The following is a 15,380-nucleotide window of genomic DNA, read 5'->3' on the forward strand; positions in this document are numbered from 1 at the left end:
TCCGGCCCCGCCCTTACCCAGGAGACCTGCTTTATGTCCATGAACCGTGTCGTCAACCACCCCGATCGCGTCGTCGAGGACATGCTCGGGGGCTGGTTGCTGGCCCACGGCGACAGCGTCGAGGCATTGCCCGCCAACCCGCGCGTCGTCAAGCGCGCCCGAGCGCCCGAGCGCGGCAAGGTCGGTGTGGTGACCGGCGGCGGGTCGGGGCACGAGCCGGCATTCCTCGGCTACGTGGGAGACGGCATGGTCGATGCCGTGGCCGTCGGAGAGATCTTTTCCTCGCCCACGGCCAAGAGCTTCCTGGACGCGATCCGCACCGCCGACGGCGGCGCGGGCGTGGCCTGCCTCTACGGCAACTACGCCGGCGACAACATGAACGTCGGCATGGCCCGCCAGATGGCCGAGCGCGAGGGCATCGTGGTCAGGACCGTGGTCGCCAACGACGACGTGCCCTCGGCCGCGAAGGGCGACGAGGCACGGCGCCGCGGTGTCGCGGGAGAGATCTTCATGTGGAAGGTCGGCGCCGCCAAGGCTGCGCTCGGCGCCTCCCTCGACGAGGTGATCGCCGCGGCGCAGAAGGCCATCGCGAACACGCGCAGCATCGGCGTGGGCCTGTCCGCCTGCGTGATCCCCGCGGTCGGAAAGGCCAACTTCCACATCGAGCCCGGCACGATGGAGGTCGGCATCGGCCACCACGGCGAACCCGGCATCGACGTGCGGGCGACGGCGAGCGCCGCCGAGATGGCGCAGCTCATGCTCGATGTCGTGCTGCCCGACCTGCCGTTCGGCGCCGGCGACCGGGTCGCGGTGCTGATCTCGGGGCTCGGCGCCACGCCGGTGATGGAGCAGTACATCCTCTACGGAGAGATCGCGCAGCGTCTGCTGGCCAAGGGCATCACGGTGGCGTTCAACCAGGTCGGCAACCTCTTCACCTCGCTCGAGATGATGGGCGTGACGCTGACCCTCATGAAGCTCGACGACGAACTCGAGACCTGCCTGAAGCACCCCTGCCGCAGCGTCGGGCTGAGCGTGCCCGGCGACGCCTTGCAGGGCCGCACCTACAGCGGGAGCGCCCGCATGCACCCTGCCGTGGCCACGGCGGCCGCGTCTTCGGGCGCCGGCGCGCGCGCACGCACGGTGAGCGGGGCTACGCTGGCCCTCGCGGAGGCGGGGCCCGTGGTGCGCGACCTCATCGACGCCATCGTCGCGAACCGGCAGCACCTGAGCGAAATCGACGGCCTGATCGGCGACGGCGACCACGGCATCAACATGGCCAAGGGCTTCACCGGCTGCGGCACGCGCCTGGACGCGCTCGGCCCGCGCGCCGCGTCGCTGCCCGGTGCGCTCGAGCAGCTGTCGCAGGCACTGATGGACGACATCGGCGGTTCGATGGGGCCGCTCTATGGCCGCTTTTTTCTCGGCTTCGTCGACACCCTCGCGCCGCATGCGCAACTCGATGCGGCGCTGTTCGGCGAGGCGCTGGCCGTGGCCGTGGCCAACGTGCAGGCGATGGGCAATGCCCAGGTCGGCGACAAGACGCTGATCGACGCGCTCGTGCCGGCGCGCGATGCCTACGCCGCCGCGCTCGCCAGCGGCGCAGGTTTCGCTGCCTGCCTGCAAGCCATGGGTGCTGCCGCGCAGCAGGGGCGCGACGCCACCAAGGCCCTGCAGGCCCGCATCGGCCGTTCGGCGCGGCTGGGTCCGCGCTCGATCGGCGTGCTCGACGCCGGCGCCACCTCGTGCTGCCTGATCCTGCAGACGCTGGCGGCTTCGCTGCAGCGCCGGCTGGCCCCCTGAATTCGACTGTCACACGCAAGGAAAGCCTTTTTCATGAAGACCATCCAAGCCGTCGTCTTCGACATGGACGGCATCCTGATCGACTCCGAAGTGCTCTGGCGCCAGGCCCGCGAGGAGTTCGCCGCCGACCACGGCATGACCTGGAGCGCCGAGGACCAGGAGTCCACCATGGGCTGCAACACCCGCATGTGGTCGCGCCTCATGGTCGAGCGGCTCGACCTGCGCGCCAGGCTCGGCATGGACGAGGCCGCGATCGCCCGCGAAATCAAGGCGCGCCTGCTGGCGAAGTACGAGGTGCACCTGCCCGAGCGCGAAGGTGCTATCGCCGCGGTGCGCCTGGCGGCGACCCGCTACAAGGTCGCGCTGGCCTCCGGCTCGCCGAACGAACTGGCGGCGCACGTGATGAAGGTGACGGGCCTCGACAAGGTCTTCCTGGCCACCACGTATGGCGACGATGTCGCGCACGGCAAGCCCGCGCCCGACATCTACCTCGACGTGCTGCAGAAGATCGGCGTGAAGCCCGAGCATGCCGTCGGCGTCGAGGACTCCGGCAACGGCATCCGCTCGCTGCATGCGGCCGGCATGGGCATCATCGCGGCGCCCGGGCCGGAGTTCCCGCTCGGTCCCGAGGTGCTCGCTCTGGCCGACGTGTGCATCGCCGAGCTGACGGCGTTCGACCTAGACCTCGTCGAGCGCGCCGGCGCGGCGCATCGGGCGCGCATGCGCTGACGGGCCGGGCCGCCCGAGGCCCGAAAGAAATCAGCGGCCCTCGACCGCGTGCCCCGCAATCGCATCGATCACCGGCGCCCACGTCACCTTCGGCAGCGCGTGCCCCATGCCCTCGATGGTCACCATCCGCGCGCCGGGCACGTGGCGCGCCACGTCCTTCCCGCATTCGATCGGCACCAGCGGATCGACATCGCCGTGGATCACCAGCGTCGGCGCCTTCAGCGACGCCAGCCGCTCCCTGCGACTGCCTGACGCGATGATGGCCGCGAGCTGGCGCGCGTAGCCGGCCGGGTGCAGGCCGCGTTCGAAACTGCGTTCCGCGCGCGCGGCGTCGAGCGCCTCTTCGTCCGGATGCGAACCGGCGCGCAGCACCTTCATCACCTGCTGCTGGCGCGCGATGTAGCCGTCGCGGTCCAGTGGCGTGGGCGTGAGCAGCACCTGCAGCGCCTGCGGTTGGGGCGGCGGCAGGTCGGGGGCACCGCTGGTGGCCATGATCGACACCAGCGTGCGCACGCGCGCCGGATGGCGCAGCGCGATCTCCTGGCCGATGGCGCCGCCCATCGAGGCGCCGACGATGTGGGCACGATCGATGCCCAGCGCGTCGAGCAGGCCGACCGCATCGTCGGCCATGTGGGCCAGCGTGTACGGCACCTGGCTCGCGCTCACCGGCACGCCGGCCAGTGCCTGCCCGAGCAGCTTGGCCACGTCGGGAATACCCGCGGCGCTCAGGCGCGTGGACTGTCCGATGTCGCGGTTGTCGAAGCGGATGACGCGGTAGCCGCGACCGGCCAGGCGCTCGCAGAAGGCCTCGTCCCACGCAATCATCTGCGTGCCCAGGCCCATGATGAGCAGCAGCGGTGGCGCCGCCGGATCGCCGAAGCAGTCGTAGGCCAGCTCGATGCCGTTGGACGAAGCGAACGAAGGGGAAGAGGGGTCGCGTTGCATGGGGCGTGGCGGTGAAAAGGAAGGGGAGAGAAAGGAAGAGAAGCGAAAGGCAACCGTCGCGCGTTGCGCTTTGTGCCCTGCGGCCGGGACGGTGTTCCGTGGACGATCTTTCCGTGGGGCACCAGCGCGAGAAAGGTTCGTTCAGACCAACCGGGAGTGACTTCGGGACAATTTGGCGCTATCGGGAAACTCCGAGTCTGCGCGTGCAGAACGCTTCGATATCCTGCGACGACCTTGGAGTGCGAGGCCAGTGGCGGCCTCGCCATCGAAGGCATGTGTTCTGAAGGGATTGAATCGTCGTGCATCGTTCGCCACCCGACTTCGCGTCACGCGTCTACGGACCCCAGCGCGTCGCAGCCATCGTCGCCACCCTGGTCGAAGAAGGCATCGCACCGGAACAAACCCTGAGCGGAAGTGGCCTGACGGAAGACCAGCTGCGCGCACCGGCGACGCGGATTTCCTACGAGCAGGCGGCCGTGGTCTTCCGCAACGCGGTGCGTCTGGCGCCCGGTCCCAGCATCGCCTTTCGCGCGGGCATCCGCATGCACCTCACGGCCTACGGCATGTACGGCTACGGGCTGCTGAGCAGCCCCACGCATGCCGACCTGATGGACTTCACCATCAAGTACAACCGCGTCATGGGCCCCGTGGCCGGGCCGGTGTCGTACACCTGCAGCGGCGGCACGGCGGTGCTGCCCTACGAGGTGCTGCTGTCGTCCGACCCGCAAGACCCGCTGTACCGCTTCGCGCTCGAGTTCGCCTTTGCGGTGCACCTGCGGCTGGGCCGCGATCTCTTCGGTCCGTCGTTCGGTCTTTCCGCACTGCACGTGCGCTTCGCCGAGCCCGAAGATTTGAGCGCCTACCGCACGCTGTTCTGCTGCCCCGTGGCGTTCGGCCAGCCGCGCGACGAACTGCATGTGGGCTCGCCGTGGGTGGGCCATCCCTCGCGGCTGCCCGACTCGGTCACGCACGCGATGGTGAGCGAGATGTGCCAGCAGGTGCTGGCCGATCTGCCGCGCTCGGGCGGTGTGTCGTCGGTGGTGCGGCGCACGCTGATCGACCACATGCCGTGGCGCTTTCCGACCATCGAGCCGATGGCTTCGGAGCTGTCGATCCATCCGCGCACCTTGCGCCGTCGGCTCGAAACCGAAGGCACGACCTACCGCGGCATCCTGGCCGACGTGCGCCGCGTGCTGGCCATCGAGTACCTGCGCACCACGCGCATGACCACCGAGGAAATCGCCGAGCGGCTGGGCTACAGCGACGCCTCGAACTTCCGCCACGCCTTCGTGCGCTGGACCGGCCGCAGCCCGCAGGACTACCGCGCGGCGAAGGCCTGAGCCTCGCCTGCGCAATGCCGCATCGGGCATCGTGAACCACCGCTGATTCGCACGCGCGCGCCCTCGTGCGGCGTTCGCGTGGGCGTCGATCCACACATCTGTTCGCAGTTGTGAGTCGCGCCTGCGCGTCGTTCAAATGCGCGTCCCGAAATCACCGCGAAGTGGTCGCATCGCACCTTTTCTTGTCGACGTCGCCGCGAAAAGATGGCGCCCAGAGCAACGACAACAAAGTGCCCGATCCGAGCCTCGCTGAAGGCCCGGACGAGGCCGACAGGAGACAACCACATGGATGCACCTCGCGCGTGCCGGCATGCCCGGCACGGACTGGACGTACGCGGCGGGTTCACACCATGCATGCGTGCCGCCGCACAGGCCGGGCGCCGCCGTTGCGCGGCGCCGTCAACCCTTTTCCCCGACCTCGATCCTCTCTCGAACGACCGCCCGACCGGGTAGCCGTGTGCATCGCGTCTGCACGTCGGGCTTTTTCTTCGCCTCTCTTTTTTCTTTTCCCTTTCCCTCCACTCCCGAGATGACCATGACCGAATCTTCTTCGATGGCCCCGCCGTCCCGCCGCCTGCTGATGCTCGAGTGGCGCGCCGTGGCGGAGCTGTCCGCGTTCTTCACCATGGCCCCGATGCTGCGCATGGCGCCCGCGGGCGACGGGCATCCCGTGCTCGTGCTGCCCGGCCTCTCGGCGAGCGATGCTTCGACGCAACCGCTGCGCGCCTTCCTGCGCGACCGCGGCTACCGCGCGCACGGATGGAAGCTCGGCCCCAACTTCGGCCCGCGCCCCGGCGTGGAAGACCAGATGCAGGAGCGCCTGGCCGATCTGCACGAACGCTACCAGCGCAAGGTGAGCATCGTCGGCTGGAGCCTGGGCGGCGTGTTCGCACGCGAGCTGGCGCGGCGCGCGCCCTCGCACGTGCGCAGCGTCATCACGCTGGGCAGCCCGTTCGCGGGCGAGCCGCGCGCGAGCAACGCGTGGCGGCTGTACGAGATGGTGAGCGAGCGCAAGGTCGAGGACTGGCCCGAGCGCGAACGCATGCGCACGCCGCCGCCCGTGCCGGCCAGCGCCATCTACAGCCGCAGCGACGGCATCGTGGCCTGGCAAGGCTGCCGCGAACGCGAGACCGCGACCTCGGAAAACATCGAGGTCGAGGGCAGCCACTGTGGCCTCGGCCACAACCCCGTGGTGCTGTACGCCATTGCCGATCGGCTCGCGCAGCCCGAGGGCCAGTGGAAGCCGTTCCGCCGCGAAGGCCTGCGCCGCCTGCTGTACCTCGATCCGCACCGCGACGTGCGCAAGGCCGCCTGACGCGCCGCATCACCCACCCGTTCACTTCCTGGAGACGCACATGAACAGCAAGCCCTGGCTGGCTTCCTACCCCGAAGGCGTGGCGTGGGACCACGCGATCACGCCCACCTCGGTCCAGCAGATATTGACCGACGCCGTGGCCGGTTTTCCCGACCGGCCGGCCATCGACTTCATGGGCAAGCGGCTGAACTACCGCGAGCTCGGCGCGCTGGTCGATCGCGCCGCCAAGGGACTGCAGGCCCTGGGCGTGCGACCCGGCGTGCACGTGGGCCTGTTCCTGCCCAACACGCCGCACTACCTGGTCGCGCTGTTCGGCGTGCTGCAGGCGGGCGGCACGGTGGTCAACTACTCGCCGCTCGATGCGGCGAAGGTGCTCGAGCACAAGATCGAGGACAGCCAGACCGACTTCCTCATCACGCTCGACCTGGCCGCGCTGTACCCGCAGATGGCCGCCATGCTCGGCAAGACACGGCTGAAGAAACTCATCGTCGGCAACCTCGCCGAGATGACGGGCGCGCCCGATCAGGCGGCCGCGCAGATGAAGGCGAAGAACGAAACGGTCGAGATCTCCGGCGACGAGCACCACCTGCGTTTTTCCGAACTGCTCGACAACGACGGCCGCTACACGCCGCACCCCCTCGGCGATCCGCGCGAAGCGCTGGCCATCCTGCAGTACACGGGCGGCACCACCGGCCTGCCCAAGGGCGCGATGCTCACGCACGCCAACCTGTCGTCGGCCTGCGAGCAGGTGGTGATCACGCAGTCGGGCACGCCGCCCGTGCTGCAGATGGGCACCGAGCGGCTGCTCGCGGTGCTGCCGCCGTTTCACATCTACGCGCTCACGGTCAACCTGCTGCTGGGCGTGCGCCTGGCGGCCGAGATCGTGCAGCACCTGCGCTTCGACCCCAAGGCCGCGCTGCGCGACATCGCCGAGAAGAAGCTCACTACCTTCTGCGGCGTGCCCACCATGTTCACCGCGGTGATCGGCGACCCCGACACGCCGCAGTACGACCTGCACTCGCTCAAGCTGTGCAACTCGGGCGGCGCGCCGCTGCCGATGGAGGTCGGCGAGCGCTTCCGCGCCATCACCGGCACCTGGCTGGCCGAAGGCTGGGGCATGACCGAAACCTCGCCCACCGGCACCTTCTCGCCCGCGCACGGCCAGCGCAAGGCGGGCTCGTGCGGCATTCCGCACCCGGGCGTGGTCATCAAGATGCTCGACCTCGAAGACCCCTCGCGCTACGTGCCGCTGGGCGAGAAGGGCGAGATGTGCATCCAGGGCCCCAACGTGATGAAGGGCTACTGGAACAAGCCCGAGGCCACGGCCGACAGCACCACCTTCGACGGCCTCTTTCGCACCGGCGACGTGGGCTACATGGACGAGGACGGCTTCGTTTTCATCGTCGACCGCTGCAAGGACATGCTGCTGTGCAGCGGCTACAACGTCTATCCGCGCGTGCTCGAAGAGGCCATCTACCAGCACCCGGCCGTGCACGAGGTGGCGGTGATCGGCGTGCCCGACGAATACCGCGGCCAGTCGCCCAAGGCCTTCGTCACGCTCAAACCCGGCGCCGAGGCCTTCGACATCAAGGCCCTGCAAACCTTCCTCAAGGAGCGCGTGGGCAAGCACGAGATGGTGCAGGCCCTGGAGATCCGCGCCGCGCTGCCCAAGACGGCGGTGGGCAAGCTCTCCAAGAAAGACCTCGTGGACGAAGAGCTGCGCAAGCAGGCCGTCGCCGCGGCCACCGCCTGAGCGCACCCCTTCCCGAATTCCCACCGATCCCACCGACGAAAGAGGCCACGCCATGGACCACCTGAGCAGCATGGACGCGTCGTTCCTGCACCTTGAAACCCCCGAGACGCCGATGCACGTCGGCAGCCTCATGCTCCTGGACCTGCCCGAGGGCTACCGGGGCGACTACTACGAAGACGTGAAGGGCATGCTGGGCAAGCGGCTGCACCTGGCGTCGGTGCTCACGCGCAAGCTCGCGCAGATGCCCTTCGAGCTGGCCGAGCCGGTGTGGATCGACGACGACGACATCGACCTCGACTACCACGTGCGCAGCCTCACGCTGCGCCGCCCCGGCACCATGGAGCAGCTGCACCACCTCGTGGCGCGCCTGCATTCCAGCCTGCTCGACCGCAGCCGCCCGCTGTGGGAGATGTACGTCATCGAGGGCCTGGAGAACGGCCAGGTGGCCTTCTACACCAAGGCCCACCACAGCGGCGTCGACGGCAAGGCCGGCACCGAGCTGGCCAAGGTGCTCTACGACACCACGGCGCAGATGCGCGAGGTGCCGCCCGCGCGCCGCAAGCGCGGCAGCGGCAGCCACTACCAGCTCGGCGTGGCCGAGCTGCTGCAGGCGGCGGTGTCGAACTCGGCGCGCCAGTACCGCAAGCTCGCCGAGCTGCTGCCGGCGGCCGCGCGCGCGCTCACGGCGGCCGGCAGCGTGCTCGCGAGCCAGCAGACCGGCAAGGGTGAGCGCCGCCTGAGCCTGGGCATGGCGCCCAAGAGCATGTTCAACGACGCCATCACCAACCAGCGCTCGTACAGCACGATGTCGCTGCCCTTCGACGAACTCAAGGCGCTGGGCAAGCGCGTGGGCGGCACCGTCAACACCATCGTGATGGCGATGTGCAGCGAGGCGCTGGCGCGCTTCCTGAAGGAGCGCAACCTGCTGCCGAAAGAAGCGCTGATCGCCGGCGTGCCCGTGAGCCTGCGCGCGGAGGGCGACGACTCGATGAACAACCAGGTGTCGATGGTGCGCGTCGACCTGGCGACCGACATCGGCGACGCGGCCGAGCGCTTCAAGGCGATCCATGCCTCGTCGGAGGCGGCCAAGGCCGTGGTGCGCGAGCTCAAGCCCGTGCTCGGCGTCGACATGCCGATCACCGGCTCGCCCTGGCTCATGACCAGCCTGGCGTCGCTCTACGGCCGCTCCAACCTGGCGCGCCGCGTGCCGCCCGCGGCCAACGTGCTGATCTCGAACGTGCCGGGGCCGGGCGCCACGCTCTACGTGGCGGGCGCGCGGATGATGCACTTCTATCCGGTGTCGATCCCGTACCACGGCAGCGCGCTGAACATCACGGTGCAGAGCTACGCGGGCTCGCTCGACTTCGGCCTCACGGCCTGCCGCCGCATCCTGTCGCAGGAAGAGTCGTACGAGCTGATCGGCCACCTGCGCGCGGCGCTGCGGCAGATCGAGCGGCTGCCGAGCGTCGAGGCGGCGGCCAAGCCGGCGGTCGCGAAAGAGGCGCCAACCGAGGCCGTGCCCGCCAAGGCTCCGCGCCGCGCGAAGGCGCCGGCCGCCGCCAAGCCGCGTGCGGCTGCCACTGCTGCCGCACCCGCCAGCAAGAAGCCCCGCACGCCGCGCAAGCCGGCTGCTCCCGCCAAGGGCAAGCGCGCCGCCGCCGCTGCCTAGCCTTCCCGCCGATTCCTTCACCGACCGACCCCAAAGGAAAGCAAGACCATGACCCCCACTTCTGCGCAGGCCCCCGCCCGCGCGCCGTACAACGCGGCGGACGAGGCTTTGTTTTCGAAGGTCAGCTGGCATCTGCTGCCGCTGTTGATCCTCTGCTACATCGTCGCCTTCATCGACCGCATCAACATCGGCTTCGCGCAGCTACAGATGAAGCAGACGCTGGACTTCAGCAACGAGGCCTATGCGCTGGGCGCGGGCATCTTCTTCATCGGTTACTTCCTCTTCGAGGTGCCCAGCAACCTCATGCTCGAGAAGATCGGTGCGCGCAAGACGTTGCTGCGCATCATGTTCTGCTGGGGGCTCGTGGCCTCGGCCATGATGTTCGTGGAGACCACCACGCAGTTCTACGTGCTGCGCTTCCTGCTGGGCGCGTTCGAGGCGGGCTTCTTCCCGGGGATCATCCTGTACCTCACCTACTGGTACCCCTCGGCGCGGCGCTGCAAGGTGATCTCGATCTTCATGACGGCCACCGCCATCGGCTACCTGCTGGCCGGCCCGCTGTCGGGCTGGATCATGAAGTACATGAACGGCCTGGGCGGCCACCACGGCTGGCAGTGGCTGTTCGTGGTGCAGGGGCTGCCGGCCTCGGTGCTGGGCATCGTCGCGTTCTTCTACCTCAAGGACAAGCCCGAGCAGGCCGGCTGGCTCACGCCATCCGAGAAGGTCGCGCTGCGCAACCACCTGGACAACGAGCCGCATGCGGTGGAGACCGCCTCGCACGGCTCGTTCTGGGCGCTGCTGCGCGACCCCAAGGTGTTCACGATGGCCTTCGTGTACTTCCTGTTCCTGGGCGCCAACTACACGCTGGTGTTCCTGGTGCCCACGCTCATCAAGAACTGGGGCGTGGGCGACGTGTTCATGGTCGGCCTGCTGTCGGCCATCCCGGCGGTCTTCGGCGCCATCGGCATGGTGTTCGTCGGGCGCAGTTCCGACAAGCACCTGGAGCGGCGCAAGCACTTCTTCTTCTGCGTGGCGCTGGCCTCGGCGGGCCTGCTGGTGGCCGTGTTCAGCGGCGGCAACCTGGTGCTGGCGCTGGCGGGCCTCGCGGTCATGAGCATCGGCCAGTCGGCCAACACGCCGATCTTCTTCGCGGCCATCAGCGAGTACCTGCCGCGCAAGTCGGCGGCCGGCGGCATCGCGCTGATCAGCAGCCTGGGCAACCTCGGGCCCGCCGTGATGCCGGTGATCACCGCGTGGATCACCACCGCCACCGGCAGTTCGGACAACAGCATGTTCCTGGCGATCGGGCTGTGGCTGCTGTCCGGCGTGGTGCTGCTGCGCGTGATGCGGCCCGCCGCCGCGCGCCGCTCGCAGCTCGCGACGGCCTGATTTTTTTGTTACCCGCTATTTCATTCACACAAGGAGATTCGATCCATGGCAACCAGCAAGACCGCAGCCAACGCCAACCCGCTCTTTCCCACGGCGCTGCCGTCGATGGAGGACTTCAGCAAGCTGATCGAGCAGCTCAAGCTGCCCGGCGTGGACGTCGGCGCGCTCGTGGAGTGGCAGCGCAAGGACATGGAGGCCCTGGCCGAGGCCAACCGGCAGGCCTACGAAGGCATCCAGTCGCTGGCGCAGCGGCGCGGCGAGATCCTGCGCGACACGCTGGCCCAGTGGCAGGACGCGCTGAAGGACGCCACCGGCAAGGACGCGATCTCCAAACAGGCCGAGGTCGCGCAGCGCGGCGTGCAGCAGGCCGTCGACAACTTCCGCGAACTGGCGCAGCTGGAAGCGCAGGCGCGCAACAACAGCTGGAAGGTGGTGCAGGACCGCCTGAACGAGAACATGGCCAACCTGCAGCAGCTGCTGCAGCCGAAGAAATAGGGGCGCTCCCGCGGACGCAATGTCCGCGCAACGACTGCTGGTAGCCTTGCCGGATTGTTCAGGCGCGCCTCGCCCCGCGAGGTCGCGCGATCCGGATGAATCAGAAAGGACTCAGCGCGTGGTTGTGACAGGGAGAAGATGGGGCGCGTGCGCCGCGTTGACGGCGGCATTGCTGGTGGGCGCATGCTCCACCACGCCCAGCACGCCGGTGGCGGGCCCCGGCGAGTACGTCGTGCAGACGGGCGACACGCTCTACCGCATCGCGCAGCGGCACGGCCGGACGACGGCCGAGATCGCCCGCTGGAACCAGATCAAGGACCCCGACCAGCTCGAAGCCGGCCAGGTGCTGCGCGTGGTGCCGCCCGGCGGCGCCACGATAGGGGCTGCCACGCCCCCGCCGCGCAGCAGCAGCAGCGGCAGTGCCGAAAAAGCCAAGCCCGCGCCCGCCCCCCGCGAGCGCGACCCCGTGGTGCCGCCCGCGTCGCGGCGCAGCGACTGGGGCTGGCCGACGCAAGGCGCGGTCATCGCCGGCTTCAACGGCAACAGCAACAAGGGCCTGGACATCGGCGGCAGCAGCGGCGAGCCCGTGCACGCGATCGGCGCCGGCTCGGTGGCCGCGACGGAGACGATGCGGGGCTACGGCAGCGTGATCATGGTCGACCACGGCGGCTCCTACATGTCGATCTACACCAACGTGGGCACCGTGGGCGTGAAGCAGGGCCAGCGCGTGCAGCGCGGCCAGAAGCTCGCCGAGATCGGCCCGGCCGAGGGCGGCCGCGCCAAGCTGCACTTCGAGATCCGCTACCGCGGCAAGGCCGTCGATCCGCGCCTGTACCTGCCGGCGAAGTAAGCGCAACGGCCCTCAGCCCTGGGGCCGGGTGAGCAGGTCGAGCTCGGCCCGCAGGCGGCGCACCGCCACTTCATGGCGCCGCGTCTGCGGCCCGCGCCCATGCGTGCCGGCCTTCAGGATGAGCCGCAGCTGCTCGCGCTGCAGCTGTGCCTTCAGGCGCCGGGCGCGTTGTCCGAATTCCTTGCCCATGTCGCGGCGCACGCGGTAGCGCAGCAGCGGCGCGCCCAGGCGCACCCATTCGTCGTCGCGGATCAGCTCGCGCTCGGGCACGAAGTAGGCCGCCAGCGCGTGCAGGTAGGTGCCGTTCTCGCGCGCGGCGGCGCGCCAGACGAAGGCGGCGGCGATCACCACCGGAATGCCCTTGACGATGAGCAGCAGCGCGATGCCGACAAAGCCGTCGTCGAAACGGTCTTCGAGCAGCGGCGAGTTCCAGATGAAGTGCATGGCCCACGCCAGCGCGAAGTAGAAGAGGGCACAGCCGATGCGCGCGGCCAGCGAGCGCTGCGGGTTCAGCAGGAACCACGCCACGCCGAACGAGGCGATCGTCGTGTAGGCCGCGTGGCTCCACAGCCCGCTCAGCAGCCCGCGCATGAGCAGGTGGTAGAGCACCGGGTACACCTGGTTCTCGAGCGGGAAGTTCACGGCGCTGTTCACTGTGTAGCTCAGGTTCTCGATCACCTGGAAGCCCAGCCCGGCCATGGCGCCGACGATCAGCACCGACAGATACGTTTCGAACTGGTTGCGCGCGATCAGCACCAGCAGGATCACGCCCGCGAGCTTCAGGAACTCTTCGGTGATCGGCCCCGCGATGGCCGGCCCCCACGCCGCCACGAACTCCGGCGACACCAGCTTGGCGCACAGGCTCTGGATGGCGATGTTGGCCGGCGCCGCGAAGTACACCGCGCCCAGCCCGCCCCACGCAAAGGCCAGCACGTAGGCCTCGGGCGGGTGCTGCTCCAGCAGGTCGAGCGTGCGGAAAAACAGCACGAAGGCCGCCGTGTAGCCACCCCACACCAGCAGGCCCAGCAGCGCGGTGACGGGCACCACGCGAAAGCCCAGCGAGAACATCGAGACCGTGTAGAACAGGCCGTTGAGGATTAGCGCGGCCAGCAGCCAGAAGGCGGCGCGCTGCGGCTGGAAGAACGAGTCGGTGCCGATGGGCCAGTCGGCGTCTTCCTGGGTCGCAACAGTGGCTTCAGTGGCTTCGGTGGTGGTGCTCACAGCGGTGCCTCCAGGTCCATCGAGTCGAGCATCCTGCGGGCGTCGGCCAGCGCTTCGTTGAAGCCGTCGGTGGGGCCGTACACGTCGATCTGCACCAGCGAGCGGCGCGGCGTGTCGACCACCTGCCAGAAGCGGCCGGCGAGCTTGGCGCCGTAGTAGGCGAAGGTCTTGCCCTGCAGGCCCCAGCCGGTGACGAAGTCGGACACGTCGCCTTCGACGGTCAGGCCCTGGCCGCGCTCCATGAGCCGCTGCTGGCGCACCATGGGGCCGTCGGGCCCGCCCATCCACAGGCGCGTGGTCACGAGGAACTTGTGGCCGCCCTTGAAGAGCATGAGCGACTGGCCGGCCTTGGAGCGCGACACGTCCATCTGCCAGCCCGGCGCGGGCTCGAAGCGTGCGTGGGCGACCGACACCGTCTCGCCCGCGGGCAGCGGCCGGCTGCCGGGCGTGTGGTTGTTCCAGAAGGTCAGGCCGCCGACGTACGCGGCAATGGCCAGGAGGATCGCGAGCGCGCCCGGCCAGGTGCGGTACGGGATGCGGCGGGACGGTTGAAGCATCCGTGGATCGTGCCACACCGAAGCGACGGCGCGGGGGCGCCGCCGCTGTTGTCAGGCGCTCAGAACGCCATGCGAATACCAACGTCGTAGCCCAGCGCGCGGTGCGGCTGCATGCCGTTGGTGGTCGCGTAGGCCGGCTGCGGGAAGATCGCCGGCAGGCTCAGCACCAGCGGCGTCACGCCCATCACGGTCGGGTTGTTGCGGCCGTTGGCGATGTGGATGCGCGCCACCGAGGCATACAGCGCCGTGCGCTTGGAGAGGTTGTGCACGTAGCCCAGCGCCAGCTTGTTGACCGACGAATTGCCGTCGGGCAGGCCCAAGCCGTTGACGAAGCGCACGCGTGCATACGAGGCGCGCACCACGCCCGCGCCCAGCGGCACGTTCACGCCGGCCATGAGGCCGTCGTAGCGGTCGCTCAGATGCAGCGCGCCGTTCGCGAAGGGCGCGGCGCTGTGGCGCACGTCGCGCACGCGCGACCACTCGCCGAACACCTTCACCACGCCGAAGTCGTACGAGGCGCCGAGGTTCAGGCTCTTGATCTTCTCGCTCTGCGCGGCGGCGCTGGCCAGCGTGCTCTCGCCGTAGCCCAGCGCCACGTCGGCCGGGCCACTGGCCCAGCCGATGCGCCCGCCCACGTAGCGCCCGCGCTGCGAGGGGCTGTCGGGCGTGTTGCTGACCTTGGTGTTCTCGTGCAGCGCGTACTGCACCTGGCCGTAGAAGCCGCCCAGGTTCGGCGGCAGGAAGTAGCTGATGGCGTTGCTCGTGCGCAGGTAGCTGTCGGTGCCCGCGGAGAGCCCGCCGTTCAGCAGGCCGCCCGTGGCCAGCGCGCGCGAGGCCGCGATGTTGCTGTTGACCACCGCGATCAGGTTGGTGCCCACGCCGTTGACGCTGAAGGGGTCGAAGACGGCGTCGTTCCAGAACGAGGCCGTGTAGTCGCGGCCCAGGCGCACTTCACCGAAGGGCCCGCTGAGGCTGAGCGTGGAGCGGCGTCCGAAGTTGGTGATGCCGCTGCCCGTGTCGTTGCTCAGCGGCGCCTCCAGCCAGAAGCTCGCGGCCAGCCCGCCGCCCAGGTCCTCGGTGCCGCGAAAGCCGATGCGGCTCGACGCATTGCCCGAGGGCGACAGCACGGTCTGGCTCTGGCGCAGCTCGGCCGGGCGCAGCGGGTTGTACGAACTGCTGGTGGTGCGGTAGTGGCTCACGCCCGCGTCCATCACGCCGAACAGCGTGAGCGAGGACTGGGCGAGGGAGGCGCCTGCAGCGAGGGTCGCGGCCGTGGCGGCGATGAGGGTCTTCTTCTTCATGGTCTTGTCTCCTGGT

The 15,380-nt window shown here is 69.3% G+C and carries 13 protein-coding genes; 9 read left to right on the forward strand and 4 right to left on the reverse strand.

Going from position 1 to position 15,380, the window contains the following annotated elements; translation table 11 throughout:
* Positions 1-39 precede the first annotated feature (39 nt).
* Positions 40-1,800 (forward strand): dihydroxyacetone kinase subunit DhaL, encoded by a 1,761-nt coding sequence (gene dhaL, locus AC07Y4_RS12955; RefSeq protein WP_495274623.1) that lies wholly within the window; start codon positions 40-42, stop codon positions 1,798-1,800.
* A gap of 33 nt (positions 1,801-1,833) precedes the next feature.
* A complete protein-coding gene (locus AC07Y4_RS12960) occupies positions 1,834-2,529 on the forward strand; it encodes an HAD family hydrolase (protein WP_495274624.1) in 696 nt (231 codons plus the stop codon).
* A gap of 30 nt (positions 2,530-2,559) precedes the next feature.
* Here AC07Y4_RS12960 and AC07Y4_RS12965 read toward each other — a convergent pair whose 3' ends face one another.
* Positions 2,560-3,474, reverse strand: coding sequence for an alpha/beta fold hydrolase (locus tag AC07Y4_RS12965; RefSeq protein ID WP_492731138.1), 915 nt, complete (start codon positions 3,472-3,474; stop codon positions 2,560-2,562).
* A gap of 299 nt (positions 3,475-3,773) precedes the next feature.
* Here AC07Y4_RS12965 and AC07Y4_RS12970 point away from each other — a divergent pair, with 299 nt between their 5' ends.
* From AC07Y4_RS12970 to AC07Y4_RS13000, 7 genes are all read left to right on the forward strand, one after another.
* Positions 3,774-4,814: an AraC family transcriptional regulator gene (locus AC07Y4_RS12970; RefSeq protein WP_159275467.1), complete on the forward strand. Its 1,041-nt coding sequence runs from the start codon at positions 3,774-3,776 to the stop codon at positions 4,812-4,814.
* A gap of 535 nt (positions 4,815-5,349) precedes the next feature.
* Entirely contained in the window at positions 5,350-6,129 is a 780-nt protein-coding gene (locus tag AC07Y4_RS12975) for an esterase/lipase family protein (RefSeq protein WP_495274625.1), read from the forward strand.
* A 40-nt stretch (positions 6,130-6,169) separates the two neighbouring features.
* Entirely contained in the window at positions 6,170-7,882 is a 1,713-nt protein-coding gene (locus AC07Y4_RS12980) for a long-chain-fatty-acid--CoA ligase (protein WP_495274626.1), read from the forward strand.
* Between the two features lie 52 nt (positions 7,883-7,934).
* Complete coding sequence (locus AC07Y4_RS12985) at positions 7,935-9,551, forward strand: wax ester/triacylglycerol synthase family O-acyltransferase (protein WP_495274627.1); 1,617 nt, start codon at positions 7,935-7,937, stop codon at positions 9,549-9,551.
* Between the two features lie 48 nt (positions 9,552-9,599).
* Entirely contained in the window at positions 9,600-10,940 is a 1,341-nt protein-coding gene (locus AC07Y4_RS12990; RefSeq protein ID WP_495274628.1) for an MFS transporter, read from the forward strand.
* Between the two features lie 45 nt (positions 10,941-10,985).
* Positions 10,986-11,435: a TIGR01841 family phasin gene (gene phaP / locus AC07Y4_RS12995; protein ID WP_062482377.1), complete on the forward strand. Its 450-nt coding sequence runs from the start codon at positions 10,986-10,988 to the stop codon at positions 11,433-11,435.
* 175 nt (positions 11,436-11,610) lie between these two features.
* Positions 11,611-12,285 (forward strand): peptidoglycan DD-metalloendopeptidase family protein, encoded by a 675-nt coding sequence (locus tag AC07Y4_RS13000; protein ID WP_495274629.1) that lies wholly within the window; start codon positions 11,611-11,613, stop codon positions 12,283-12,285.
* A 12-nt stretch (positions 12,286-12,297) separates the two neighbouring features.
* Here AC07Y4_RS13000 and AC07Y4_RS13005 read toward each other — a convergent pair whose 3' ends face one another.
* From AC07Y4_RS13005 to AC07Y4_RS13015, 3 genes are read right to left on the reverse strand one after another with little or no spacing between them, the layout of a single operon-like run.
* Positions 12,298-13,506, reverse strand: coding sequence for a PrsW family intramembrane metalloprotease (locus tag AC07Y4_RS13005; RefSeq protein WP_495274630.1), 1,209 nt, complete (start codon positions 13,504-13,506; stop codon positions 12,298-12,300).
* On the reverse strand, positions 13,503-14,063 hold the full coding sequence (locus AC07Y4_RS13010; RefSeq protein ID WP_062482400.1) for a hypothetical protein: 561 nt from the start codon (positions 14,061-14,063) through the stop codon (positions 13,503-13,505). The genes AC07Y4_RS13005 and AC07Y4_RS13010 overlap by 4 nt, the downstream gene beginning before the upstream one ends.
* Before the next feature lie 59 nt (positions 14,064-14,122).
* Positions 14,123-15,364 carry a porin gene (locus tag AC07Y4_RS13015; RefSeq protein ID WP_495274631.1) on the reverse strand — a complete coding sequence of 414 codons (1,242 nt, stop codon included), beginning with the start codon at positions 15,362-15,364 and terminating at the stop codon, positions 14,123-14,125.
* Positions 15,365-15,380: the final 16 nt, after the last annotated feature.

Source organism: Variovorax sp. GW460-12-1-14-LB1 (assembly GCF_059423605.1).